The sequence below is a fragment of the Betaproteobacteria bacterium genome, assembly GCA_009377585.1.
Lineage (GTDB): Bacteria > Pseudomonadota > Gammaproteobacteria > Burkholderiales > WYBJ01 > WYBJ01.
On record WHTS01000001.1, the window covers coordinates 108,758 to 134,964 of the forward strand.

The following is a 26,207-nucleotide window of genomic DNA, read 5'->3' on the forward strand; positions in this document are numbered from 1 at the left end:
CTCCGCGAGGTCTGCCCCACAGTGCGAACTTCGATCTGACGCACGTGCCAGAGCGAGCGGCCAAAGCGGCCGATCCCCTTGCCGGTCTCGTCGTCGTGGGGCTTGGCGCATCGCTGGCCGCCATGGACCTGGCGGTCAACGTCGCGTTTCCAGCGATCACCGCCGCCTTCGCCCTGGACATGCCCGCCATTCGCTGGCTGGTGATCTGCTACGTCTTGACCTATGCGAGCCTGATGCTGGTTTTCGGCAATCTCGGCGACCACATCGGCCATCGGCGCGTTTTCGCAGCGGGGCTCGTCCTGAGCCTTGTCGCTTTCGTCCTGTGCGCCGTCGCGCCGAGCTACACCTGGCTGCTGTCGGCGCGGCTCGTGCAGGGGATCGGCACGGCCCTGACTTTGAGTTGTGCGCCCGCGCTCGCCACGCTGCTGTTCGAAGACAGCGATCGCACCAAGGCGCTCGGCGCTTACTCGAGTCTGTACGCGTTCGCCGGCATCGTTGCACCCCTTGCGGGCGGGGTTGCAATGACGATGCTCGGATGGAGCGGCGTGTTCTGGTTGCGTGCTCCGCTCGCACTTCTCGCGCTCGCGTTGCTGCCTGTCCTGAAGCCGATGCGGCAGCCGGAAAAGGCGCGCGCCTTGCGAACGTTCGACTGGCGGGGCCCCACGCTGCTCGCGACCGGCATCGCAGCGCTCTTGCTCGCTGTGAGCTCGGTGAATATCGACGCTTCGAGTTGGAGCCCGGTCTTGATCGGGCTCGCCGCAATCGGGGTCCTCGTAGTGTTCGCTCGGCACCAACGGCGCACGCCGGAACCGATGCTGCCTCTAGCGGCGATGCGCGATTCCGACTTCGCATTGACCAACGTTGCAAGTGTTTGCGTGCACTTCGTGGCCTTCGCCGTGCCGCTGCTGCTGCCCTACTATCTCGCCCGGATCGAAGGCTACACGGCTGCAGCAACCGGTGCCGTGATCGCACTGTCGCCTGCAGGAATGCTGCTCGGCTCGGCCCTCGCCGTGCCGATCGCTCGCAGGACTGGTTCCCGGCGCACCGCATTGCTGGGCGCAATGATCGTCGGCGCCGGCAGTATCGCGATCGGCACGGCCGTTTCGGCACAAGCCCTTGCGGCGTTACTGACGGCCGTACTGTTGCACGGAGTCGGGCTCGGGTTGTTTCAGGTGGGCTACACGGATGTCAACGTGGCAACGTTACCGCACGGCGCTCGCGGCGTGGCGGGCAGCTTGACCATGGTGACGCGCACGACCGGAGTGGTAACCGCCGCAACGGCATTGACCGCGGTGGTGGCAGCTATCGAGCGCAACCACCTTGCGTCGGGGGCTGCGGCAAGCGAGGCGTTTGCCGCTGCATTGGTGTACGTCTACATCGGAGCAGGCGGAATTCTTGTCGTGCTGGTCCTGCTCGGTTGCTCGCAGCGCCGCTAGCCGCTAGCCGCTTGCCACTTCCTTGAACCGGCGCAGCGTCTCGATCAGCTGATCGAATCGCGACATGCGATACGTGGGATAGAGCATGACCATGTCCGCGCCCAGGCGGCGCCATCCCTCGGCCGCGCGGGCACAGCGCTCGGGGTCGGGCTCGGCCATGCGCAGCCACCCTTCCAGGCCGAATCGGTCTGCATCGCGCCCATGGCGCTTCAATTCCTCGCGCAGCAGCGCGAGCTTCTGCTCGGCCTGCGCATCGGGGGAAATGATGGGCATCCAGCCGTCGGCGAGTCGCGCCGCGCGCCGCACGACAGCTTCCGATGCGCCGCCCAGCCAGATCGGAATCGGCCGCTGTACCGGGGGCGGCACGATCGTGACGCCGCGCAGCTCGTGAAAACGGCCGCTGAAATCGACCAGCTCGCCGCTCCACAGCCGGCGCATCACCTCGATCTGCTCCGCCTGGCGCGCGCCGCGCGTTTTCCAGTCGGTGCCGAGCGCCTCGTATTCGACGTGGTTCCAGCCCACCCCGATGCCGAGCCGCAGCCGTCCGCCGCTCAGCAGATCGAGCTCGGCGGCCTGCTTGGCGATCAGCCCCGTTTGCCGCTGCGGCGCGATCAGAATGCCAGTCGAAAGCCGAATCGTTTTCGTCACCGCGGCGAGGAAGCCGAGCGTCACGAATGTTTCGTGGAAAGGATCCGTCTCGTCGTAGGTCGGTGTCCAGCCGTCTCGGGCGGCCGCGCCGAACACGTGGTCGGGCATTTCGATGTACGCATAGCCGAGATCCTCCGCGGCTTGCGCCCAATCGCGGATCCGCGCCGGATCGGTGCCGATGTCGCGGGTCGGGAAGATGGCGTTCAGGCGCATCTACATCTTCCGTTGCACATCCTTGGCCGCATCGCGGATCGCCTCGCCGCCGCGCTCGATATCCTTGCCTGCGCCGGCGATGGTGTTGCAGCCGCTCAGCACGCCGGCCAGGCTCGTCAGGAGCAGTGCCACGAACAATTTTCCTAACAAGGTCGTTCTCCCATTCAGTGCGACTTAAGCCCGTGCGCCGAGATCGTGCGGATGCGGGCACGAGAATCTTACACCGCCGCGGCGACGGTCGCGCCTCCTGCGAGCAGGGCGCGCGCCGGCGGCGGCATCGCCGGCATTGCGTCGCCGCCATCGCATTGCGCGACAGCACTCCGCGCCTTAAGCTCGCCCTGCCAGGAGTGGGGCACTGCGGTCGTCGAGGACCACGGCATCGAGGTCGCGTGCAGAAGGGGCAGCCATGGAGTTCGGCGTCAGCGTGGGTCATATTTCGGCAGTGGATTACGCGCAGCACGGCGAGCGGCTCGGTTTCGCGCGCTGTTGGGTCACGGACAGCCCGCTCATTCGGTCCAACCTGTTCGCCACTCTGGCGGCGGTCGCGCTGCAAACCCGTACGATCCAGGTCGGGGCGGGGGTGGCGGTGTGCGGGATGCGGCTCGCGCCCGAGGCGGCCAACGGTGTTGCCACCGTCAATGCCACTGGCAGGCGAACTGGCCGACGGGGTCTGCACTTCGCTGCCGCGCGGCGGCACCATGGACGAGGTGATGGCGAACGTGCGCCGCGGCGCGGCGAAGGCCCGACGAGCTTTGCCGGATGCCTTTCATACTGCCGCGCTGGTGAACGTGCTCATGCTCGAACCGGGCGAGCCGCTCACGTCCCCGCGCGTGATTGGCGAGGTGGGCCCTGCCGTCATGACCAACTTCCACTACCTCGTGGACTGGGTGCGCGAGAGCGGCAACGAGCCGCCGCCGTATGTGCGTTCGGTGTGGAACGACTACGTTGCATTCCGCCGCAGCCGCGATGCCGGCGACGCGCACCTGAAGATGCATGCGAGCCACTATGCCACGCTCGATCCCGACGAGGCGCGCTTCATCACCCCGGAGGTCGTGCGTGGCCTGTGCATCATCGGCGAGCCGCCCGAGCTGATCGAGCGGCTGCAGGATCTCGATCGCCAGGGGCTGAAGCAGGTCACGTTCCATCCGCCGTTCGCGCGCCGCTACGAAGTGATGGAGAAGTTCTCGCGCGCCGTGATGGAGAAGATGTAGCGGGTCGTGGGCCTTCCGCGCAGCTTCGACGCGCCCGGCGATTCAGCATTCCGGATACCCGGCGCCTTGCGCCGGGCCGTCGCCTGCCCGGCAGGTACGTAGAAGCGCCTAGGTGTTTCGACTGATTGCCGCGAGCAGGCCGGGAAACTAGCCTACTGCCCCAGAAGCCAGGGCGCGATGCTCGCGTCCTGGCTTCTTCGCTAACAGCATCCCAGGCAAGCGCAACCATGGCAGTCTTCGCGCCTCACAGTGCACCCATCATGCGTACCGATATTGGAGCCCACATGTTTACGAGACACATCCTGTTGCTGGCTGTTTTCCTGTATGGCCTGACGCCGCCAGTCTTTGCGGCAGAGGAATATCCCACCAAACCCGTTCGTCTGATCATTCCCTTTGCACCGGGCGGGACCAACGACGTGCTGGCGCGCATGGTGGCGAATCACCTGACCGAGGTCTTCGGCCATACCGTCGTGCCCGACAATCGTCCCGGCCATCAGGGCATCACCGGCACCGACCTCGTGGCCAAGGCGCCGCCCGACGGCTACACCCTGGCCGTCATATCGTCGGCCTACACCATGAACCCGGTGACGTACAAGTTGCCGTTCGATCCGGTGAAGGCGCTCGAATTCGTCTGCAAGATCGGGCAAAGCTTCCTCATCATGACGGTCGGCCCGATGATGCCCAACGTCAAATCGATCGACGACCTGCTGGCCGAAGCGCAGCGCAAGCCGGGGGCGATCGTGCTGTCGAGCTCAGGCGGGTTCATGCACTTCGCCACGGCGCTGTTCGAGACCCTGTCCAAGCGCGACTTCAACATCGTGCTTTACAAGGGCGGATTTCCGGCCATGATGGACGTGATGGGCGGGCAGGTGCACGCCGGCTTCGCGGTCAGCGTGCCGGCGCTCCCGCACCTGCGCGCGGGCAAGCTCAGAGGTCTCGCGGTCGGCACGCTCAAGCGCGCCGAGATGCTGCCCGACCTGCCGACGCTCGACGAGGTCGGGATCAAGGGCTATGACGCCTCCAACTGGTATTCGATTGCGGTCCCCGCCGGCACCCCGCGGCCGATCGTGATGAAGCTGCACAACGAGATCGCGCGCTTTTTCACCTCGCCCGAGATGCGCACGAAGATGACCAACATGGGTGCGGTGGTCGACATCAAGACGCCGGACGAGATGCGCAAGATCATCCCGGCCGAGATCCGCAAGTGGACTCAGGTCGCGATCGAGGCCAAGCTGCCGCGAGCGGGCAAGTAGCGTCGATCTTGCATCGGCTTGCGCGGGTCGGCCGCATCTCGCACACTTCGGCCGATCCATACAGGAGGATGCAGACATGGTCGACGTCACCATTCTTGCGACCGGACTCGGTTTTCCGGAAGGTCCGGTCGCATGCGCGGATGGCTCGGTGGTGTTCACGGAGCTGCGCAACGCGCGCTGCTCGCGCGTCACCGCCGAGGGCAAGCTGAGTGTTTTCTCCGCATGCGGGGGTGGGCCGAACGGGCTTGCCGTCGGTCCCGACGGCTTTTTCTACCTGTGCAACAACGGCGGCAACCGCTATGTCGAAGGCCACTCGATGGGCCTCGGGCCGCACCCCGACTATCGGCATGGCTGCATCCAGCGCATCGATCCGAACACGGGCGAGGCCACGCTGCTCTACCAAGAGGTGAACGGGCGGCCGCTGTCGGCGCCGAACGATCTCGTGTTCGATCGGCACGGCGGGTTCTACTTCACCGACATGGGCAAGCGCCACACGCGCCATCGCGACAACGGCGGAGTCTATTACGCGCTGGCCGATGGATCGAAGGTCGTTGAGGTTGCCTATCCGATGCTCACGCCCAATGGTTGCGGCTTGTCGCCGGACGAAAGCACGCTTTACGTCGCCGACACCGAAGGCGCAAGGCTGTGGGCGTTCGCGGTTGAGGGGCCCGGGCGGCTCGCGCCGAAGGCGCAGTTTGCGCCGCATAGCGGACGGGTACTCGCCGGCCTGCCGGGCAACGCGCGCTTCGACTCTCTCGCGGTGATGGCGAGCGGCAACATCGCGGTCGCCACCTTGATGACCGGCCATATCACCGAGATCTCCCCGGCCGGGGAGATCGTGCGAGCCGTCGAGATGCCGGACTGCTATCCCACCAACATCTGCTTCGGCGGTGCGGACCTGCGAACCGCGTATGTCACCTTGTCCGACGGCGGAAAGCTCGCCAGGATGCAGTGGCCCGAGCCGGGGCTGAAGCTCGCCTTCGAGTGAGAGGCCGGCGTTTCACGAAGCGTCCCGCGGATGGGCCGCGTCCGATGGGCCGCGTCCAGATGAGAAACCCGCGCATGATGCAGTAAAGTGTGATCCACCGTCGCATGGCGTCGCTGTTGCGCCCGACGGCGGCATGCGTCGCGCGCGTCGTCGTAGTGCTTGCAATCCACACACCAACGAGGAGAAATGAATGAAGCGTGCTGCTGTTTCCACCCTGATTATTGCAACCGGCCTGTTAGCTGTGGCCGGTGCACAGGCGCAGAAGTATCCGGAGCGGCCGATCCGGTTGATCGTTCCGTTTTCGCCCGGCGGTACCAGCGATCTGTTGGGCCGAGTGGTCGGACAACGCCTCGGCGAAGGCTTGGGGACGACGGTCGTCATCGACAATCGCGGCGGCGCAGGCGGATCGCTCGGCGCCGCTCTGGGTGCCCGGGCGGCACCCGACGGATATACGCTGCTGGTGTCGCACGTGGGTCTTGCCGTCAATGAGACGCTGTACTCGAAGAAGCCGTACAACGCGCTCCAGGACCTGGCGCCGATTTCGCGGATCGGCGAGACGCCGGGCGCGGTCGTGGTCACCAATGCCTTGCCGGCGAAGACCATGCAGGAGCTGATCGCGCTGGCGAAGAAGCAGCCGGGGAAGCTCAATGCCAGCTCGGCAGGAGTCGGCAGCGCGGCACACCTCGCGCTGGCTCTGCTGGAAAATACCTCGGGCGCGAAGTTCAATCACGTTCCGTTCAAGGGCGGCGGCCCGTCGTTGATCGCCATCGTCGCCGGCGAGGTCGATCTCTCCATCCCCGCTTACCCGACCGCCGTCCCGCACCTCAAGGCGGGAAAGCTGCGCATTCTGGCGGTGACGGGCGCGACGCGCGAGCCCACCGTGCCGGACGTTCCGACCGTGGCCGAGTCCGGCGTGCCGGGCTATGAATTCACCATCTGGTTCGCCATGTACGCGCCGTCCGGCACGCCGAAGGCAATCATCACCCGGCTCAACCAGGAGATTGTCGAGGCGATGGCCGAACCCGGCATGCGCGAGAAGCTAGCTCGCACCGGCGTGAATGCCGGTTCCTCCACGCCAGAGGAGCTCGGCAAGTATCTGCGGGCCGAAGTGGCCAAGTGGGCGAAGGTCGTGAAGGCGGCGGGGATACCGATCAACTGAAGGTTTGGTGGACGTCCGCTTGGCTCGCGCGAGATGCGGAAGCTGACGCTTGGACCGTCGGGGCTATCGATAGACTCGTACCGAGGGAATGACCAACGAGGCACGAGTCGGCCGTGGCGCGATGGTGCTGATCCTTGCTCGTCTTGCGGATGCTCAGGATCGTGGCTGCGTTGTTTCGATCCGCAATAGCCGCGCCGGGTTGTCGCAAAGAATCATCTCACGCTCCCGGTGCGTGAGCCCCGGGATCGCCTCGACGAAATCGACCGGCTGCTTGACCGACATCGCTTGCGGGAAATCGGTACCTGCGACGATCCGATCGGCGCCGACCAGATCGATCAGGTTGCGCATGATTTGCGGATGATGCGTAATCAGATCGTAGTGGAAGCGGCGCAAATACTCGCTCGCCGGCTTTTTCATGTGCTTGAGCTCCGGGCTCACCGCGATGCCGAGATCGAGCCGGCCGACCAGCCAGGGAAACGTGCCGCCGGCGTGCGGCAGGAAGACTTCGAGCTTTGGAAACGCGTCGAGCACGCCGCCGCAGACGAGACTGACGGCCGCATAGCCCGCTTCCTGCGGATTGCCGAGCGTGTTCAGCATGAAGAAGTCCTGCATGCGCTCGGCGCCGGTCGGATACAGGTTGGTGAGGAAGAGCGGCAGGCCGAGCGCTTCCGCCCGCTCGTAGATCGGCCAGAACTCGCGCTCGTGCAGGTTCTTGCCCTCGATGTGCTCGGCGATGAAGACCGCGCGCATGCACGGGTGCTTCGCCATGCGCTCCAGCTCCTGCGCTGCGAGACGCAAATCCTGCATCGGCAGGACGATGCAGCCGTAGAAACGGTCCGGATGCTTGCGATGCGCTTCCACGCAGGCATCGTTGTGAGCCGCAGCGAGCTCGAGCCCGAATCCCGCCGGCGCCCAGTACACCAGCGGGTTGGTCATCGACAGCGCATAGGTGTCGACCTTGCGCCTGTCCATGTCCGCGATGATGTCCTCGAGGTTGGTCATGGTCTTGCGCATGTTCGACTTCTGCGTGCAGCCGGGCACCGAGACGACGACCGGGTTGCCCTTGGCGTCTTCGCCCATGACGGCGCCATGCGCGGCTCCTTTGCGCACCATGAGGTCGACGAATTCCTGCGGATACCAGTGCACGTGCGCATCGATTACCCGGCGGTAGGGGCGTGAGCTGGTTTCGCCGGGACGTTCTTCGATCGATGGGTAGGCCAGTTCGGACATGTGAAAACTCCTCTCGTTGCGCATGCGGCGCACGCCTCGCAAGGCAAGGCGTGCCGAATTCTTTACGTGGAACCGAAAGCGCCTGCCGCGCGCCATTGGTCGAGCTCGCGCGAAGCAGCGCCGAGCCAATCGGCAAGCACGGCATCGGTGTGCTCGCCCAGCCGGGGCGCGGCCGAGTGGTACTGAACCGGTGTGGCGCTCAAACGAATCGGATTGCCGACCCCGGCGACCGGGACGCCATCGGAGCGCGGCACACTGACCTTCAGCCGCCGATGTTCGGCCTGCGGCATCGCGAACACCTGCGCCAGGTCGTTGATCGGGCCGTTGGCGACGCCGGATGCGTCCAGCTTCGCCTGCAGATCGGCCACCGTGCGCGCCGCAAAGCTCGGCGCCAGCTGCTCGATGATCCAAGGCTTGTTGATCGAGCGCCCCGAAGGCGTTTGCAGCCGGGGATCGGTCGCAAGATCTGCGCGCTCGAGCGCCGTGCACAGCGAGCGCCATTGCGAGTTGTTGCCCACGGCCACCACCAGGTGACCGTCGGCGCACTTGAATGTCTCGTAGGGCACCATGATGCCGGCGGACGAGTTGCCCGTTCGCTGGGGCACGCGCCCGGTCTGGAAAAAGCTCGCCGCCTGGTGCGCGCACAGCGCCGCCACCGAGTCGAACAGCGCCATGTCGATGCATTGCCCCAGCCCGCTCGCATCGCGTTCGCGCAGTGCCGCCAGGATCGCGATGCCGGCGTAGAGTCCGGTCGAGAGATCGACGATGGAGGCGCCGAGCTTCATCGGGCCGCCGCCCGAGACTTCGTCTGGATGGCCGGTCATACTCATGAGCCCGCCGACCGCCTGAAAGATGTAGTCGTAGCCGGGGCGCTCCTTCAGCGGACCGGTCTGGCCGAAGCCGGTGATCGAGCAGTAGACGAGCCGCGGGTTGATTCGCGACAGCGTGTCGTAGTCGAGCCCGCGGCGTGCAAGATCGCCGACCTTGTAGTTTTCGATCAGCACGTCCGCGCGTTCGGCGAGCCGGCGCACGAGCGCAACGCCCGCATCGCAGGCGAGGTCGATCGCGATCGAGCGCTTGTTGCGGTTGGCGCTGCTGAAGTAGGTGGAATCTCCGGTCGGATCGCCGCTGGCGTCCGGCAGCCACGGCGGTCCCCATAACCGGGTGTCGTCGCCGCTGCCGGGCCGCTCGATCTTCACCACGTCGGCGCCCAGGTCGGCAAGGATCTGAGCGCAGGTGGGTCCGGCGAGCACGCGCGCGAGGTCGAGCACCCGCAGGCCGGCGAGAGCGGAACTCCGGTGGGGTGAGGGGGTGGAATGCATCGTATACGCTAGCGTCCTGAGTCAGAAGTTCGTCACCCCCGCGAACGCGGGGGTCCAGGCGGAGTCCCCTTCTGGATTCCCGCTTGCGCGGGAATGACGATATACGACGAATTTACAATTCACCTAGTAATACACCGATTGTCCGGCGCCGCCGGTGGCAACCACCAATTCGCCGTTGATCGCCCAGGCCTTGTCCGAGGCGAGAAACGCGGCCACATAGGCCACTTCGGAGGCGTCGACCATGCGCCCGATCGCGTTGCCGCGCGGAGAATCGGGGGCGTAGGCGCGCCGCTCCGCTTCCTCCGGCGTGACACCCAGCTCGGCCGCGCGCGCGGCCAGCAGGCGCGGCGTGCGTTCGGTTCGGGTGATGCCGGGGTGGATGCAATTGACGGTAATGCCGCTGCGGCCGATCTGCACGGCCAGCGTTTTCGTCAGGTGCACCAGCGAGGCGTTGCGCGCGCCGCCGCTCAGGTTGCCCGCGGTGCGCGCATTGGTGCCGCTGACGTTGACGATGCGGCCCCACCCTTGCGCCTTGAGATGCGGGATGATTGCGCGCGCGCAACGCAAGGCGCCGACGTATTTGACGTTGAAGTCGTTCAGCAGCTCCTCGTCGACCACCGTTTCGATCGGGCCGGTGGCGTTGGTGGACCCGCCGGGCGCCGAGCCGCTGTTCACCAGGATGTGAAGCCCGCCCAACTGGTCCGCTGCCCGCGCCACCATGGCTTCCACCTGCTCCTTGCTGGTGACGTCGGCGGGCAGCGCGATCACCCGGCGACCGGTTTCGGTGCTCAATTCGCGTGCCGCGGCCTCCAGCGGCTCCTTGCGTCTGGCCACGATCGCCACATCCGCACCTTCGGCTGCGAGCACTCTCGCAATGGCCTTGCCGATGCCCTGGCTGCCTCCCGTGACGATCGCGTGCTTGTCCTTAAGGCCGAGATCCATGGCTTGTTCCTCCGCAAGGTGTGGGGTTGAATGCGCCGCCGTGCCTGCGCGCCGCTCTATGGCGTCATATCATAGATTCTGTCCTCGCGGACCGATAGCGCGGGTGCGGCGCTGTCATCGGCTCTCGGCCCACGCCGGCCGCCGGTAGCGAGTAATCCCGGTACGGTTTTCCCGAACCGAGGCTGTCATCGGCTATCGGCCGACGCCGGCCGCTGGGCTTGCGCGTGTCGCATTGCGTCCGGCGAGAATGGGCTATGATGCGAAACGCTTTTCTACCGCCGGAGACGCCCCATGGATACCGTCCTCGAGAAACCGGCTGCGGACACCATCCGCGCTCAATTCAACTACGTCGCCGACATCGGCGTGCCCTATGTGCGCTACATCGACTGGCCGGAGATGGAGCACATGGCGGTGCCGCCGCAGTACCGCCAGTTCGAGATGGTGGTGCGAAACGGCAGGCCGCTGAAGGACACGTTCGAGCTGGACACACACGGATTCGTTTTCGCCGACCATGCCACGCAGGTGCAAGGCTTCACCGACGAGGCGGAGCGCGCGCGGGTGTACGACGCCGAGGTGCAGGCCCTGATCAGGAAACACTCCGGTGCCTCCGAGGTCCTCGTCTTCGACCACACCATCCGCATCGGCGACGAGGCAGGCCAGAAGGCCGCGAATGCCCGCCCGCCTGTGAAGGGCGTACACAACGACTACACCGAAAAGTCGGCGCCGCGCCGGCTGCGCGACATCGTCGGCGACGAAGAGGCGCAGCGCCGCTTCCGCAAGCGCTGGGCGATCATCCAGGTGTGGCGGCCGATTCGCGGCCCCGTGCTGGTCGATCCGCTGGGCATCTGTGATGGCCGCAGCATTCCGCAGCAGGGCTTCATACTCATGCAGCGCCGCTACAAGGACCGCACCGGCGAGGTCTATCACATCGCCCACAATCCCGCGCACCAGTGGTTCTATTTTCCGCAGATGACGCGCAACGAGGCGCTGATGTTCAAGGTGTTCGATTCGGATGCGACCAAGCCGTCGCGCTTCACCGCGCACAGCTCGTTCGACGACCCGACCTCGCCGCCGAACGCACCGGCGCGCGAGAGCATCGAAACGCGCACGTTCGCGTTCTTCGACTGATCATTTCCCCCTTACGAAGGAGGGCGGGACGCGACGATGTCGCGGACGGGGTGGTCGAGAGGAGTGCGAGCTACCGCTGAGCCGCACGACGGCTACGAGGTCGGCTCGCCCCGGATCGTGATCCGGTGCATGACGCGCCGGTAGCCCAGGTAGTCGTTTACCGGGTAATGCAGCGCGCGCCGGTTGTCCCAGACGGCGATCGACCCCACTTGCCAGCGGAACCGGCAGGTGAACTCGGGCCGGGTCGCGTGCGCCAGGAGATAGCCGAGGATCGGGCGGCTTTCTTCTTCGGTCATGCCGGCGATCCGGCGCGTGATCCCGGGGTGGCAGAGATAAAGCGCTTTGCGCCCCGTTTCGGGGTGCGTGCGCGCCAGCGGATGCTCGGCGATGACCGCGGTATCGAGCGCGGTCGGCGTCATAGCCGCGGGACGGGTCTTCTGCGTATCGTACGCGCTTGTGGTGCGCAGCTTGGCGATGAACGCTTTCATGCCCTCGGACAGTGCGTTGTAAGCGGCATGCAGGTTGGCGAATAGCGTGTCGCCGCCGACCGGGGGAACCTCCTTGGCATAAAGCATCGTGATGCGCGCAGGCGTGGCGGTGAACATCTGGTCGGTGTGCCAGTTCTCGCCGAAGACGGTGGTGTCGTCTTCCTTCTTCACGATCTCGATGACGCCGGGATGGCCGGGAAGGCAAGGCATGTGCGGATGGAAATGGATCTCGCCCCAGCGGCGTGCGAACGCCGTCTGCTGCGCGGGCGTGATGTCCTGGTCGCGAAAGAAGATCACGCCGTACTCGAGCAGCGCCTGGTGCACGGCGCCGAAGGTTTCGTCGTCGATTACCCGCGACAGATCGATGCCGCGAATCTCGGCGCCCATCGCGCCGGTGAGCGGGTTGAGCTCCAGGCTTTGGCGTTTCACGACTGTCTCCTCCTATTGATCGTTCCGTATTGGACGACAGTCCAATACGGACGCGACGCTCCCCTCTCCCCCGGGAGAGGGGTTGGGGGTGAGGGACGAGCGTGACATGAAATAGGGAACGCTCGATAGTCAGCGCGCGAGCGCCTTTTCCACGCGCGGCTTCACCTCGGTCATCATGAGCTCCATCGAGCGCATGGCGGCCTTGTGCGGCGTGGCTCCGACCTTGAACGAGAAGCAGATGTGCACTGGTCTTGCGGCACGGATCTCGGCCACGAGCTTTTCTGCAACCGTTTCGACGTCGCCGATCAGCAGATCGCCGTGGATTTTCTCGAGCGGCGGTTCGTCGGGAAACGGCACGTCCACCAGCACCGTGCCCTGCATGACTTCCTGGCGCCGGCGCAAGCTCGACGCGAGCCGCGACTGGTAGCGCGCGTTTTCCGCGAACCGCTTGCCTTCATCGCGGCTATCGGTGATGTGCGCAAACCGGTTGAGCGTGATATGAGCGCGTTCCAGCGGCACCTTCTCCTCGGCAAACGACGCCTCGATATCGGCGTATTGTTCTTCCAACAGCTCGGTGCCGCCGACGCGGCCGGACGTCATGACGCGGTAGCCGTGGCGCGCGGCCGCCCGGAACATCGCCCGGGTGTGCCCCGCCACGTAGATCGGCAGCGGTTTCTGCACCGGGCGAACCGGGATGTGCGTCTGCGGCAGCCGGTAGTGCTTGCCTTCGTAGCTGAAAAAGTCTCGGCCGAAGGCGAGATCCAGGATGTCGCAGAATTCGTTCGTCATCTCCAGGTTCTGCGCCAGGTCGACGCCGAAGCGCTCGAACTCGTACGGCTGGTAGCCCGCGCCGATGCCGAGCACCAGGCGCCCGTTGGAAATCGCGTCGGCGGTGGCGATTTCGGCCACCAGGCGCGCCGGGTTGTACAGCGGCACGACCACGACTGCGGTCCCGAGCTTGATCTTCTGCGTGCTGGCTGCGCAATGCGACACCATCATGAGCGGTGACGCGCATAGGCAATAGTTGGAGAAGTGGTGCTCGGCGAACCACGCGATCGCGTAGCCGAGCTCGTCCGCGCGCCGCGTCTGCTCGGCCACTTCGCCGAATACCTGCGCCGCCGGCTTGTCGGCTTCGCGCGCGCCCATCAGATTGAAGATGCCGAATTCCATGCCGTCCTCCTGTGGCTTGCCTGGCTGCCTACACCGTGACCATCCCCATCCAGAACATGAGTCTCCCGCCGGCCCGTCGACAGCCACGAGGCTACCGCAAAATCGGCTCCGGTGTGCGCGGCGTAAGGATTCCTGGTCGAAAACGACCACGGGTTGCGGGTCGGATTGCGACTTCGGCCCGGGCGTTGTCATTCGATATCGAACCCAGCGACCAGGAGGTCGGCAATGACACGAAGGTTCATCGGGAAGTCCATGGCGGGCGCCATCGCCCTCGGCTTGTCCGCAGGCACGCAGGCGGCTCTGATTCAGGTCAACGTGACGGTGGAGAATCTCGCCCCGGCCAACAGCGTGCGCTTCGCTCCGCTGCGCGTAGGCTTTCATGGCGGGGTGTTCGATTCGTTCGACATCGGCGCGCCGGCCGCTGCGCCGATCGTCTCGATTGCCGAGGGCGGCAGCGGCTCGGCATGGTTTCCCGCCTTCGCCGCGGCCGATGCCGGCGCCGTACTCGGCACTGCGGCCGACGCGCTGCTGCCGGGGCAGAGCGACTCGGCCACGTTCGCCGTCGATCCTGCGACCAATCCGTACTTCACCTTCGCATCCATGGTGGTGCCGAGCAATGATTTCTTCGTCGGCAACGACGACCCGCAGCAATATCGCCTGTTCGGCGCATCCGGGAATCTGCTCGTCAGCGCCATCACCCAGCGCAGCCGCGACCTGTGGGACGCCGGTTCGGAGATTCACGATCCGGCCGCGGCCGCGTTCGTCGGCAACAACGACTTGCGCGCGGATCAGAACTCGGTCGTTGCGCTCAACTTCGCCGAGTTCGCGGCGTTCGACGGCATGCTCACGGCCGCAGGGTACATCTTCCAGAGCCAGCTTGCCGCCGACACCGAGATCTATCGCATCTCCTTCGCGGTGACCCCGGTGCCCGAGCCGCACACCTACGTGCTGATGGCGCTGGGCCTCGCGCTGGTCGGCTGGGTGGGCAGCCGCAGGACGACCAGTTCCACTGCGACGTAGCTTGGACGAGCCGAACAGGAGGCTCTCGAACCGGACGTTTTGGCGCGCGCTGCACGCGTGCGTGCCCGCTGCGCCATGCGTCCGCTTACCAGTGATAGCCGACGGTGAAAAGATACACCCTGTCCGATTTCACCGTGCCCGGCGCCGGCTTGTTGTCGTAATCCCAGTTCAGTTGCGCGGTCGCCGTCAGACGACGTAGCAGCGGCAGCCGCAGGCCGGTCTGGCTGCGTATGTAGGTGCGCTCGAAATCGGTGATGTCCGACAAGAGCTCATGGTTGTGGAAGATCTGCATTTCGGTGCCGAACAGCCGCTGATCGTATTTCAACGCCCAGCGCAGCGCGGGATAGCGTTCGTCGGCCGCTTCGTGGAAATCGGTGTGCACGTAGTTCAAGCCGCCTTCGAACGAGAGGCGCGTGCGCTCGGTGTCGATCATCTGATGACCGATACCGGCGCCGATCGTGTCGCGCCGGTCGATGTCGCGGAAACGGTCCGACTCGAGCGTGAGGATCGAATAGCCGTACCAGCGCTCGCTGATGAAGAGGTCGTACTTGCCGCTGGCGAGCCAGTTGTGGCGAGTGACGGTGTCCTGATCCGTGCCGCGATCGAACACCCCGGCGAGGGTCCAGCGATTCTGCTGCTGGCGTGCGACCGCTTCGCCCTCGATGCGGATGTTGTCCGTGCGGCTGTTGCCGCGATTGCCGTTGCCGCCGACGTTGATTCGCCCCTTCCAGCGCACGCCGAGCAGATCCAGGCCTGACCCGGCATTGATATAGGCGATCGCATCGACTGGAATCGGCGCGGGTTCGGGTTCAGCCGCGCGCGTATCCGGCTGTGCCGCGCCGGTCTGCGGAACGGAGGGCTCGCCCGGTTGCGGCTCGGCGGCCGGCGCCTTGTCCGCATCGGGCTGGTCGGCGGTTGCGGACGGCTCGGCGGGCGCAGGTTTCGGCTTGGGTGCGGCGCCGATCGTTTTCGACTGCGCGAGTCGCTGGTCCGACAGGACCAGCGACATGGGATCCTCGGTAGTGACGCGCACCACTTGCGACCAGGCGATCTTGATCTCGCCCGCGTAACCGGTGCTGAAGATCAATTCATCGCCTTCCTTGCGCACTACCGTGCCGGTGAGCCGATCGCCGTTGACCAGGATGACCTCGTCGGCGCGTGCCGCACCGAATACGAGCAACAGGATGAGAAAGGCGAGCCGATGCGGCATGCGGGTGCTCCTTCGGGAAACGGGCGCGGGTTGGCATCCACCTGCGATGCGGGCGCAAACATTCGTGCGACCGCCAAGGCCCATGTGAGGTTCCGGCACGAGCCGTTGGTTCCTCGGTTCAGCATGTGGACGAAGCAATCTCGCGCGCTGGTCCGAAAGAGCGTTGTCGGCAGGCGACGCCTGCGGTATGGTCGGCTCGCGCCGCGGCGAGGCGGGCATGGGGGCCTGCCTCCGGGCGCGCCCATCCGTCCTGCACACGCATATACAGAGAATGCAAAAACAATATCGCAACGTCCTAGTCCTGTCGGGATGTCAGGCAACGCTGCAAATTGCCGGAGCCACCATGGTCTCGGTGACCGGCCTGGCAGGTTACGCGCTGGCCGAGGACAAGGCGCTCGCCACGGTTCCCCTGACGACCTACGTTCTGGGATCCGCATGCACCACCATCCCGGCATCGCTGCTCATGCGTGTTGTCGGCCGGCGTGCCGGGTTCCAGAGCGGCACGGTGCTCGGCATCCTGGGCTCGGCGGTGTGCAGCTATGCGATCGTCGCGGCGAGCTTCTGGCTGCTATGCGCGGGCATGTTCCTCATGGGCTGCTATACGGCGTTCGGCAAGTACTACCGCTTCGCCGCCGCCGACGCGGCCGAGGAGTCGTTTCGCGCCAAGGCGATTTCGCTCACGCTCGCCGGCGGGCTTTTCGGCGGCATCGTCGGCCCGGAGCTCGCCACGCATACCTATACGGCATTGGCCGACTACACCTACCTCGGCTCCTACATCTCGCTCGGGGTGGTGTGCGTGCTGGCGATGTTCCTCTTGGCGCGGCTCGACATCCCGCGATTGAGCGAGCAGGAGCGCAGCCATTCGGGCCGGCCGCTTACCGAGATCATGCGTCAGCCCGTGTTCATCGTCGCGGCGCTGGCGTCGATGCTCTCCTACGGCATCATGAATCTCATGATGACCGCGACGCCGCTCGCGATGCGCGCGCACGACCATCACTTCGACGATGCGGCCTTGGTGCTGTCCTGGCACATGATCGGGATGTACGCGCCGTCGTTCTTCACCGGTTCGCTCATCCAGCGCTTTGGCGTGCTGAACGTGATCCTCGCCGGCATCGGGTTGCTGTTCGTGTGCGTCGTCTCGGCACTGGCCGGCACCATGGTGATCAATTTCTGGCTGGCGATGTTCCTGCTCGGCGTGGGCTGGAATTTCATGTACGTGGGCGGCTCGGCGCTACTCACCGAATGCCATACGCCGGCGGAACGGGCCAAGACGCAAGCGGCCAACGACTTCATGGTGTTCGCCACCATGGCGGTTTCGTCGATGTCGTCCGGGCTGCTGCTCAACAAGAGCGGCTGGCACGCGGTCAACTACGGCTCGGTCCCGTTCCTGCTGGCCGCGACCATCGCGACCTTGTGGCTCATGTGGCAGCGCCGGGGCGCCACGCGCGCGATGCCGCAGAAATAGAAGCGGGATATATTGCGAAGCGGCCGGCCAGCCACTTTCCGGGACCTCGATAGGCTGCAACGCGGGCGTGAGACGGGCGCAATGACAGGCGCAGTCCAGGAGGCCGGCCGGGCATTGCACGGTCCGATCGCTTCCCGGCATATTCAACCCGAGGCGGGATGCGTACAATTTGCGATTTGCGCCGCGTTGGCGCGATGGCCCGTCTTAATAAGGGGTTTTCATGAGCAATGCTGTGAACCGACAGCGTGGGGTCGAGCACGACATCGTCCAGCGCCCCCAGGCAGCCGATGCGGCGCCGTATTACGAGCCGCAGGGCAACGAGATCGCCGTGTTCGAAGCGGCCGCCCGGCGCAAGCTCCCGGTCATGTTGAAGGGCCCCACGGGTTGCGGAAAAACGCGCTTTCTCGAATACATGGCGTGGCGACTCAAACGCGCGCTCGTCACCGTATCGTGCCATGAGGACCTGACCAGCTCCGATCTGGTCGGCCGCTTCCTGCTCGAAGGCGCCGAGACCGTATGGCAGGACGGACCGCTGACGCGCGCGGCGAAGGCCGGCGCCATCTGTTACCTGGACGAAATCGTCGAAGCGCGCACCGATTCGACCGTGGTCATCCACTCGCTCACCGATCATCGGCGCAAGCTCACGCTGGAAAAGAAGGGCGAGGAGCTCGATGCGCACGACGATTTCCTGCTCGTGATCTCGTACAACCCCGGCTACCAGACGGTGCTGAAGGACCTCAAGCCCTCGACCAAGCAGCGCTTCATCGGGCTCACGTTCGACTTCCCGATTCCGGAAGTCGAGAAGAAGATCATCATGACCGAGGTCCCGGGGATACCGGCCGACGTCGCCACCAAGCTGGTGGCTACGGGCAACAAGGCGCGCGGGCTGAAGGACCACGGGCTGGACGAGGTGACCTCGACGCGCGCGCTGGTGTACGCCGCGAATCTGATCATCGCGGGACTGCCGCCCGTGGAGGCGTGCCGGGCCGCAATGGTGAATCCGATGACCGACGACATCGAGTTGTCGGCGGCGTTGAGCGAGATCATCAGCGCCCATTTCGATTGATACGCGCTTTTTCGAGCGCGCCTTGTCGCCGCCTCGAGCGGCAGAACGAGTCGCCGTGAGCTTCAGTCCGGATATCGAAAGCCAGCTCGCGCGATTGCGCGAGCTGAGCGCGGTCGCCGCCCGCAGTGCCGAAGAAAACCTGCCGGCGATTCTTCTGCATGGCCACGACGCGGCCAATGCCTGGCTCGATGCCGCCCATCGTCTGGTCTCTCACGATCGCGACAGCGGGCGCGCCTTCATCGAGGGCAGCCGAGAGGCCGAGGACGTCTCGGAGCAGGTACTGCCCTGGACCGAGCAGGCGCTCGCGTTCACGCGCTGGGCCGGGGCCGCGCGCGCGGTCGAGGCGTTCATGCACGAGCTGCCCGAGGCGTACGCAATGCTCGGGCATGCGGGCGAGCGGCGCTGGGCGGAGCTTGGATTGCGCTGGTGCGAGCGCCACCTCGATTCGGGTCGCGCCTACTTCGCCGTCCCGGTGCGCGAGCTCTCCGGCCGCTCGGGCATCGCCGGCATCGAGCAGATCCTCGATTGCGCCGAAGAGCTGTACGAATCGCGCCACCTGATGCTGGTGAGCTATCTGCAGGGGGCGCTGCGCGTGCGTAACCTCCTCGGCCCCCAGGCCGTCACCCCGTGGGCGACCCGGGGCTCGGACATCATGCAAAGCGGGCGCGCCCGCGGCGAAGCCTATTTCCGCCTCGAATCCGAAGAAAGCCTGCGCCTGCTGCTCGAGAGCCTGCCCGGCTACCGGCCGGTCGAGCACACGCGCCTGCTCTCGCTGCTGGTGGAGGTCTGGTTCGGCGAGACGATCGATCTGAAGGAAAGCGCCTGGACGCCGGAAAAGGGCCGGCCGTTCATCGAGTGCGACGGGCAAAGCCTGATGCTGCCGCCGGTGCTGACCGACCAGGACGAGACCGTGCTCTCGGTGCTGCACTCGGCCGGAAGCATGATCCACGGCTCGTACGATCCCGCCGACGTGCGGCGCATGTTCGAGCTCTCGGGCCTGCCGGCGCCGCGCGAAGGCGAGGCCATTTCGATGGACCCGCTGTTCACGCGCTTCGGCGAGGACGCGCAGCGCTTCAAGCTCCTGTTCGATATCGCCGAGGATCTGCGCGTCGACTGGGCGGTGAACCGCGACGTGCCCAACCACCTGAAGCGCATGCTGCGCGCCGCCGAATCGCTGGGTGTTCCGCCCGATCCCGCCGGCAGCTACTACCGCTATGCGCTCGACACGATCAGGCTCGCGCTCGGTGTTCCCACCGAGCTCGATGCACGCGAGCAGGAATTGCTGCAGCGCCTGGCGGCGCCGGAAGCGGGTATCGCCGAGGCGTTCGAGGTGGCGTTGCGCCTGTTCGAAATCACCCATCTGCCGCTGATCGATTCGCGCGAATCCTCGGTGCTCGCCTATCTTCCCGGGCGCTCGCCGAATGCCTCGCGCGCCTTCCAGCCGCGCGAGCGCTCGTCCGATTCGCAAAGCGGGGAGTCGGAGGGCGAGCAGGGCGAGGGCGAACAGCAGGAGCAGGAAGCGGGCGAGCAGGAAGAAAGCGAATCGCAGGAAACCGCGGGCGAGCGCGAGGAATCCTCCGAGACCGACGAGCAGCAGGCAACCGGCACGGGCACCACCAGTGGCGTCGGCACGTCGCGCAAGCACCAGGAAGAGCAGGCCGGCAAGGGCGGAAGCTCCGACAAAGGCATCCCGTATCCCGAGTGGGACTACCGTGAGCAGCGCCTGAAGCGCAACTGGGCCTGGGTGCAGGAGAAGAAGCTCGCCGAATCGAACCTGGGCGAGGCGCGCCGCCTGGAGCAGGAATACGCAGTGCCGCTGAAGAAGTTGAAGCAGGCGCTGCAGGCACAGAAACCTACCCGGCTCGCGCCGCAACGGCGCCAATTCGAAGGCGAGGAGATCGATCTCGAAGCCGCGATCACCTATGTCACCGAGCGCGAGGCCGGGATGTCGCCGGAAGCAACGGTGTATCGGCGCCGTGAGCTGAATCAGCGCGAAGTCTCGGTGATCCTCCTGGCCGATCTGTCGACTTCGATCATGCAGCTGCTGCCCGAGGGCCGCGGGCGGCTGGTCGATCGGGTGCGTGCCGGCATCCTGCTCTTCGCCGAAAGCCTGGAAATGGTGGGTGACAGCTATGCCATTGCCGGCTTCTGCTCGAAGTACCGCGACAACGTCGCCTACTACCGGATCAAGGATTTCGACGAGCCGTGGTCGACGGAAGTCAAGGCACAGGTGGGCGGCTTGTCGGGACGGCTTGCCACCCGCATGGGCACCGCCATCCGCCATGCGACTGCCTGCTTCAACGATGTTTCGTCACGCCGCCGTCTGCTGCTGCTGGTGTCGGACGGACGGCCCGAGGACTACGACGACGGCGGCGACCGGCGCTACCTGCACGAGGATACGCGCATGGCGGTGAAGGAAGCGGTCGCGCGCGGCGTCCATCCGTACTGCATCACCGTCGACACGCTCGCCAACGAATACCTGCCGCAGATCTTCGGCCAGGGCCATTTTCTGGTGCTCGATCACATCAACAGCCTGCCGCGGAGGTTGCCGGAGATCTATCTGAAGCTGCGCCGGTGAGGGCAAAAATGGGGACGCACACAATTTCCGACTGTGCGTCCTATTCAGGGAAAGCGGGCCGATGGGAAATTGTGTGCGTCCCCATTTTCACCTTTCACGCTTCACTCAATGATGCGATGACCTCGCCACCGTCAACAGACTCTGCACCTCTTCGCCGTAGAGCCGTAGATTGCGCCGGTGCCAGGCGCGCACCAGCATCATCGTTCCCGCGACGAACAAGCCGAAGGTCACGATCGCGGTGTGGATCGAGGTACCCTGCTTGATCAGCGACGAGTAGCCCCAGATCATCAGCAGGATGCTCGCGTTCTCGTTGAAGTTCTGCACCGCGATCGAGCGCCCGGCGCCCATGAGATGATGGCCCCGATGTTGCAGCAACGCATTCATCGGCACCACGAAGAAACCGGCCAGCGCACCGATCATCACCAGTAGCGGCACCGCGATCCAGACCTCGCGCACGAAGATCATGCCGATCACGATCAGCCCCATCGCGGCTCCCAGCGGAATGACCGAAACCGCGCGATCGAGCGAAACCCGGATCGAAGCGATCACCGCGCCCGCCGCGATGCCGGCGGCCACCACGCCTTGCAGGATCGAGGCCTGGCTCAGGTTGTAGTCGAGCGCCGCGTCGGCCCAGGCGATCACGATGAACTGCAGCGTCGCGCCCGCCCCCCAGAACAGCGTCGTGACCGCGAGCGAAATCTGGCCGAGCTTGTCGCGCCACAGGCGCGCACAGCAGATCGAGAAATCCTTCAGGGTCGCCCATGGATTCGACGGCAGCGCCTTCAGCGGGACGCCTGTGCAGGGGATGTACAGGTTGAAGATCGCCGCGACGACATAGAAGAACGTAATAGTGGCGATCGCCACTTCGGCCGACGTATCGAGGCCGCTCTCGATGAAGGGCAGGTCGAAAGCCAGCAGCGTGCCCGACACTTTCGGCGTAATCAGAACGCCGCCGAGCACAGTGCCCAGGATGATGGAGCCCACCGTCAGCCCTTCGATCCAGCCGTTGGCGGCAACCAGGCGGCTGTGCGGCAGGTATTCCGTCAATATGCCGTACTTGGCCGGCGAGTAGGCGGCCGCGCCGAGCCCGACCAGGGAATAGGCGACGAGCGGGTCGATCCCGATCAGCATCAACAGGCAGCCGCCGACCTTGATCGTATTGCTGATGAACATCACCTGGCCCTTCGGCAGGCGATCGGCGAATGCGCCGACATAGGGCGCCAGCACTACATACGAAATGACGAAACAGAACTTGAGATACGGCGGCAGCCAGTCCGGGGAGTTGAGCTGCATCAGCAGCGCGATCGCAGCCACCAGCAGCGCATTGTCGGCGAGCGACGAGAAGAACTGCGCCGCCATGATGGTGTAGAAACCGGCCGGCATCGGTGTGCTCAAGGCGTGCCGCGCGTCGCGGCCGGCTCCGCACCGGCAGCGCGCACGCTATACGGGATCGGCATGAAAGCTCGAGAGTCTGATCGGAGGCGGATCGCGGCCGGGCGCTGCTGGACGCGCGCTTTTATACCATATGTCTGGATCAACTTCGGCATCTGCGGCCGATTCTTCAGTGCCGCAACGGTGCGCTCCGCCTCGCGCCGGCTGCGCAACGCGTCCTCGGTGCGCCGCAATACCGGCACGGTACATCGCATGCTGGCACGGTGCGTCGTAATGTCGGCACGGGACATCGCGAGGGACGGCAGGTACATCGCAATACCGGCACGGTACGCGAACGGGGGCGAACTGTGCTTGAATAGCGTGCGGCCCCAATGTCGCGCCCAGCCGGGATTGCCATCTATGGCCGATCGACGTCTTCAGGTCTTCCACGCCGTCGCCAAGCATCTGTCCTTCACCAAGGCCGCGGAAGCGCTTTTCATGACCCAGCCCGCGGTCACGTTCCAGGTCAAGCAGCTCGAGGAGCACTTCAACGCGCGCCTGTTCGATCGCGCCCATGGCCGCATCAAGCTCACCCCGGCCGGAGAGCTGGTGTACGAGTATGCCGGCCGCATCCTGAACCTTTCGGGCGAGCTGGAAGCGCGCATGGCGGAGATGAGCGGCGACATCGCCGGTCCGCTGATCATCGGCGCGAGCCTTACCAACGGGGAATTCATCCTGCCGCAGGTGATCGGCGAGTTCCAGGCGAGCCACCCGCGGGTGGAAATCCGGCTCACGGTCGGCAACTCCGAGCTGATCGAGAACCGGGTGGCGGACCGCAGCCTGGATCTGGGCTTCATCGAGTCGCCCCCGCACTTGTCGAACCTGGAGACGCAGCAGATCTGCGAGGAGGAATTGCTGGTGATTTGCGCCCCGGGGAGCGAGATCGCGCGCATGCGCCGCGTCACGCCGGCGCAACTGCTCGACAAGCCCTACGTGCGCCGGGAAGCGGGCTCGGGCACGCGCGAGTTCGCCGATCGTTATTTTCGCCAGCACGGCGTGTCGCCGGACGATATCCACGTGGTGATGGAGCTCGGCAGCACGGTCGCCATCAAGAGCGTGGTCGAGACTGGTCTCGGCTACTCGATCATGTCGCGCGCAACCATCGTGAAGGAGCTGCGGCTCGGCAGCCTGGTGGCGATTGCGCTCGAGCCCCGCCTGATCCGCATCCTCTCCTGGGTGTGTCTGAAAGAACAGTTCCGAACCCGCCGCCTGCAGACCTTCGCCGAATTCGCCACCGCACGCATGCAGCAGATCGTGGCGCCTTGATCGGCCGTTCGTCGTAGGCCGTCGCGCTCCCGACCCGCTGCGGCCGGCCTTTCGCACCGGCCGGCTTTCCCTGGTCGACCTTCCGTACTCACGCGCCCTCCTTTATCCTCTCGGCCATGCCGAGACCTCTGCAAGCGAGCATCGAACTCTCTGCGCTGAGCCATAACCTCTCCGTGGCGCAGCGCGCGGCACCGGCTGCCCGCACTTTCGCCGTCATCAAGGCCAATGCCTATGGCCATGGCCTCATGCGTTGCGCTTCCGCGCTCGCCGCGGCCGACGGCTTCGCGCTGCTCGAAATCGATGCGGCGGTTCGCCTGCGCGAGGCGGGTTATCGGCAGCCGATCCTGCTGCTCGAAGGCGTGTTTGACGCGGATGAGCTGGCGGTCGCGGCGCACAACGGATTTGCCTGCGCGCTGCACGATCCCGACCAGGTCGCGATGCTGCGCGATCTGCCCTCGAATGCGCGCCTGGATGTGTTCGTCAAGCTCAACACCGGCATGAATCGGCTGGGCCTGCGCCCGGACTCGCTGGGAGAAGTGCTGGAGCGCCTTGCCGCAAACGCGCGCGTGCGATCGGTGACGCTCATGACGCATTTCGCCTGCGCCGACGACGATCGGGGCATCGCCGAGCAACTGCAGCGATTTCTCGACGCCGCCCGCGACCGCGCGCTGCCGCACTCGATCGCCAATTCGGCAACGATCCTGCGCTTTCCCGAGGCGCACGGCGACTGGATCCGGCCCGGCATCATGCTCTACGGCGCCTCGCCCTTTGCCGATCGGCCCGCGACTGCGCTCGGGTTGCGGCCCGTGATGACGCTCACCTCACGCATCATCGGCGTGCAGGAACTGGCCGCGGGCGATGCGGTGGGTTACGGCGCGACCTTCGTCGCAAAGGAGAGAATGCGAATCGGCGTCGTCGCCTGCGGCTATGCCGACGGCTACCCGCGCCATGCCCCCAGCGGTACGCCGGCGCTGGTCGAGGGCGTGCGCACGGGTACCGTCGGTCGCGTCTCGATGGACATGCTGTGCGTCGACATCACCCGCATTCCGGGCGCCGGCGTCGGCAGCCCGGTTACGCTCTGGGGCGAGGGCTTGTCCGCGGACGAAGTCGCGGCGGTGGCGGGCACGGTGAGCTACGAGCTCTTCTGCGCGCTTGCCCCGCGCGTCCGGGTCGTCGAACGCTGAGGCGCCCCGTGGCCAAGGCGAAGACGATCTATTCCTGCACCGAGTGCGGCGGCCAGACGCTCAAGTGGCAGGGCCAGTGCCCGCATTGCCAGGCTTGGAACACGCTGGTCGAATCGGTGGCCGAGGCGCAGGCGCCGAAGCGCTTCGCCGGACTCGCCCAACCCAGCCAGGTGGTCGCGCTGTCCGAAGTCGAAGCGGCCGAGGAAGCGCGGCTGGCAACCGGCATCGGCGAGTTCGACCGCGTGCTCGGCGGCGGCCTGGTGCCCGGTGCGGTGATCCTGATCGGCGGCGATCCGGGCATCGGCAAATCCACCTTGCTGCTGCAGGCACTGTGCCGCATGAGCGCCGCGCACGCAGTGCTGTACGTGAGCGGCGAGGAATCCTCGTCGCAGGTGGCGCTGCGCGCCAGGCGTCTCGCGCTCGACGTGACGGCCACCCGGGTGCTGGCCGAGATCAATGTGGAGAAGATCCTGGCCGCGCTCGGAACCGTCAAGCCCGCGGTCGCGGTGATGGACTCGATCCAGACGCTGTATTCCGATCAGCTGCAGTCCGCGCCGGGGTCGGTCGCGCAGGTGCGCGAGTGCGCGGCGCAGCTCACGCGCTATGCCAAGTCGAGCGGCACGGTGGTCGTGCTCGTGGGCCACGTCACCAAGGAAGGCGCCATCGCCGGACCGCGCGTGCTCGAGCACATGGTCGACTCGGTGCTCTACTTCGAGGGCGATACGCATTCGAGCTTCCGCCTGGTGCGCGCGATCAAGAACCGGTTCGGCGCGGTGAACGAGATCGGCGTCTTCGCCATGGGCGACAAGGGGCTGCGCGGCGTGAGCAATCCTTCGGCGCTGTTCCTGTCGCGGCATGCCGAGCAGGTGGCCGGCTCGTGCATCTGTGTCACCCAGGAAGGCACGCGCCCACTGCTGGTGGAGGTGCAGGCGCTGGTGGACGAAGCGCATGCGCCGAACCCGCGCCGGCTCACAGTCGGGCTGGAGCAGAATCGGCTCGCACTGCTGCTGGCGGTGCTGCACCGGCATGCCGGCATCGCCTGCTTCGATCAGGACGTGTTCGTCAACGCCGTCGGCGGCGTGCGCATCACCGAGCCCGCCTCGGATCTTGCGGTGCTGCTTGCGGTCGTCTCCTCCCTCAAGAACAAGCCCCTGTCGGACAAGTTGGTCGTGTTCGGCGAGGTCGGACTCGCGGGCGAGGTACGCCCGGTGCAGCGGGGCCAGGAACGGTTGCGCGAAGCGGCCAAGCTCGGCTTCAAGCAGGCCATCATTCCGGCCGCCAATGCGCCGAAGCAGGAAATTGCCGGGATCGAGGTGCACGCGGTTACGCGCATTGCCGAGGCGGTCGATTGGGTGCGGTAGGACGCTGGC

22 protein-coding genes are annotated in these 26,207 nt (G+C 65.8%); 13 read left to right on the plus strand and 9 right to left on the minus strand.

Annotated elements, in window-relative coordinates; genetic code table 11:
* Positions 1 to 44: 44 nt before the first annotated feature.
* On the plus strand, positions 45 to 1,436 hold the full coding sequence (locus GEV05_00495; GenBank protein MPZ41886.1) for an MFS transporter: 1,392 nt from the start codon (positions 45 to 47) through the stop codon (positions 1,434 to 1,436).
* Positions 1,437 to 1,439: 3 nt separating this feature from the next.
* Here the strand turns inward: GEV05_00495 and GEV05_00500 are convergent, their stop codons facing one another.
* A complete protein-coding gene (locus GEV05_00500) occupies positions 1,440 to 2,297 on the minus strand; it encodes a TIGR03619 family F420-dependent LLM class oxidoreductase (GenBank protein MPZ41887.1) in 858 nt (285 codons plus the stop codon).
* Entirely contained in the window at positions 2,298 to 2,447 is a 150-nt protein-coding gene (locus tag GEV05_00505; GenBank protein MPZ41888.1) for an entericidin A/B family lipoprotein, read from the minus strand.
* A 256-nt stretch (positions 2,448 to 2,703) separates the two neighbouring features.
* Here GEV05_00505 and GEV05_00510 point away from each other — a divergent pair, with 256 nt between their 5' ends.
* From GEV05_00510 to GEV05_00525, 4 genes are all read left to right on the plus strand, one after another.
* Positions 2,704 to 3,633 carry an LLM class flavin-dependent oxidoreductase gene (locus tag GEV05_00510; GenBank protein MPZ41889.1) on the plus strand — a complete coding sequence of 310 codons (930 nt, stop codon included), beginning with the start codon at positions 2,704 to 2,706 and terminating at the stop codon, positions 3,631 to 3,633.
* A 102-nt stretch (positions 3,634 to 3,735) separates the two neighbouring features.
* A complete protein-coding gene (locus tag GEV05_00515; protein ID MPZ41890.1) occupies positions 3,736 to 4,761 on the plus strand; it encodes a tripartite tricarboxylate transporter substrate binding protein in 1,026 nt (341 codons plus the stop codon).
* Positions 4,762 to 4,837: 76 nt separating this feature from the next.
* Positions 4,838 to 5,749, plus strand: a complete 912-nt coding sequence (locus tag GEV05_00520; GenBank protein MPZ41891.1) for an SMP-30/gluconolactonase/LRE family protein — start codon at positions 4,838 to 4,840, stop codon at positions 5,747 to 5,749.
* A gap of 190 nt (positions 5,750 to 5,939) precedes the next feature.
* Positions 5,940 to 6,908, plus strand: coding sequence for a tripartite tricarboxylate transporter substrate binding protein (locus tag GEV05_00525; protein MPZ41892.1), 969 nt, complete (start codon positions 5,940 to 5,942; stop codon positions 6,906 to 6,908).
* 153 nt (positions 6,909 to 7,061) lie between these two features.
* Here GEV05_00525 and GEV05_00530 read toward each other — a convergent pair whose 3' ends face one another.
* The 3 genes from GEV05_00530 to GEV05_00540 all read right to left on the minus strand — a co-directional run bounded on the left by GEV05_00530 (position 7,062) and on the right by GEV05_00540 (position 10,402).
* Positions 7,062 to 8,234: an amidohydrolase family protein gene (locus GEV05_00530; GenBank protein ID MPZ41893.1), complete on the minus strand. Its 1,173-nt coding sequence runs from the start codon at positions 8,232 to 8,234 to the stop codon at positions 7,062 to 7,064.
* The gene (locus GEV05_00535; GenBank protein MPZ41894.1) at positions 8,201 to 9,460 is read right to left on the minus strand and encodes a CoA transferase; all 1,260 of its coding nucleotides are present in this window, start codon (positions 9,458 to 9,460) and stop codon (positions 8,201 to 8,203) included. Before GEV05_00535 ends, GEV05_00530 begins: the two co-directional genes overlap by 34 nt.
* Before the next feature lie 123 nt (positions 9,461 to 9,583).
* On the minus strand, positions 9,584 to 10,402 hold the full coding sequence (locus tag GEV05_00540; GenBank protein MPZ41895.1) for an SDR family oxidoreductase: 819 nt from the start codon (positions 10,400 to 10,402) through the stop codon (positions 9,584 to 9,586).
* Between the two features lie 291 nt (positions 10,403 to 10,693).
* On the opposite strand from GEV05_00540, the gene GEV05_00545 reads away from it, so the two are divergent.
* A complete protein-coding gene (locus GEV05_00545; protein MPZ41896.1) occupies positions 10,694 to 11,530 on the plus strand; it encodes a methyltransferase in 837 nt (278 codons plus the stop codon).
* Between the two features lie 92 nt (positions 11,531 to 11,622).
* Here the strand turns inward: GEV05_00545 and GEV05_00550 are convergent, their stop codons facing one another.
* Together GEV05_00550 and GEV05_00555 are read right to left on the minus strand one after the other, a co-directional pair.
* Positions 11,623 to 12,405 carry a taurine dioxygenase gene (locus GEV05_00550; protein ID MPZ41897.1) on the minus strand — a complete coding sequence of 261 codons (783 nt, stop codon included), beginning with the start codon at positions 12,403 to 12,405 and terminating at the stop codon, positions 11,623 to 11,625.
* Between the two features lie 171 nt (positions 12,406 to 12,576).
* Positions 12,577 to 13,809, minus strand: a complete 1,233-nt coding sequence (locus GEV05_00555) for an LLM class flavin-dependent oxidoreductase (GenBank protein ID MPZ41898.1) — start codon at positions 13,807 to 13,809, stop codon at positions 12,577 to 12,579.
* Between the two features lie 33 nt (positions 13,810 to 13,842).
* On the opposite strand from GEV05_00555, the gene GEV05_00560 reads away from it, so the two are divergent.
* The gene (locus GEV05_00560) at positions 13,843 to 14,637 is read left to right on the plus strand and encodes a PEP-CTERM sorting domain-containing protein (GenBank protein ID MPZ41899.1); all 795 of its coding nucleotides are present in this window, start codon (positions 13,843 to 13,845) and stop codon (positions 14,635 to 14,637) included.
* An 85-nt stretch (positions 14,638 to 14,722) separates the two neighbouring features.
* On the opposite strand, the gene GEV05_00565 is transcribed toward GEV05_00560, so the two are convergent.
* A complete protein-coding gene (locus GEV05_00565; protein ID MPZ41900.1) occupies positions 14,723 to 15,847 on the minus strand; it encodes a DUF481 domain-containing protein in 1,125 nt (374 codons plus the stop codon).
* A 163-nt stretch (positions 15,848 to 16,010) separates the two neighbouring features.
* Here GEV05_00565 and GEV05_00570 point away from each other — a divergent pair, with 163 nt between their 5' ends.
* The 3 genes from GEV05_00570 (at position 16,011) to GEV05_00580 (ending at position 20,956) form a co-directional block, all read left to right on the plus strand.
* The gene (locus GEV05_00570) at positions 16,011 to 17,312 is read left to right on the plus strand and encodes an MFS transporter (GenBank protein ID MPZ41901.1); all 1,302 of its coding nucleotides are present in this window, start codon (positions 16,011 to 16,013) and stop codon (positions 17,310 to 17,312) included.
* 220 nt (positions 17,313 to 17,532) lie between these two features.
* Positions 17,533 to 18,378: an AAA domain-containing protein gene (locus GEV05_00575; GenBank protein MPZ41902.1), complete on the plus strand. Its 846-nt coding sequence runs from the start codon at positions 17,533 to 17,535 to the stop codon at positions 18,376 to 18,378.
* Between the two features lie 55 nt (positions 18,379 to 18,433).
* A complete protein-coding gene (locus GEV05_00580) occupies positions 18,434 to 20,956 on the plus strand; it encodes a VWA domain-containing protein (protein MPZ41903.1) in 2,523 nt (840 codons plus the stop codon).
* A gap of 105 nt (positions 20,957 to 21,061) precedes the next feature.
* Here GEV05_00580 and lplT read toward each other — a convergent pair whose 3' ends face one another.
* Entirely contained in the window at positions 21,062 to 22,339 is a 1,278-nt protein-coding gene (gene lplT / locus GEV05_00585; GenBank protein ID MPZ41904.1) for a lysophospholipid transporter LplT, read from the minus strand.
* Positions 22,340 to 22,747: 408 nt separating this feature from the next.
* On the opposite strand from lplT, the gene GEV05_00590 reads away from it, so the two are divergent.
* The 3 genes from GEV05_00590 to radA all read left to right on the plus strand — a co-directional run bounded on the left by GEV05_00590 (position 22,748) and on the right by radA (position 26,198).
* A complete protein-coding gene (locus tag GEV05_00590; GenBank protein ID MPZ41905.1) occupies positions 22,748 to 23,653 on the plus strand; it encodes a LysR family transcriptional regulator in 906 nt (301 codons plus the stop codon).
* 116 nt (positions 23,654 to 23,769) lie between these two features.
* Positions 23,770 to 24,837: an alanine racemase gene (gene alr, locus GEV05_00595; GenBank protein MPZ41906.1), complete on the plus strand. Its 1,068-nt coding sequence runs from the start codon at positions 23,770 to 23,772 to the stop codon at positions 24,835 to 24,837.
* Positions 24,838 to 24,845: 8 nt separating this feature from the next.
* Complete coding sequence (gene radA, locus GEV05_00600) at positions 24,846 to 26,198, plus strand: DNA repair protein RadA (GenBank protein MPZ41907.1); 1,353 nt, start codon at positions 24,846 to 24,848, stop codon at positions 26,196 to 26,198.
* Positions 26,199 to 26,207: the final 9 nt, after the last annotated feature.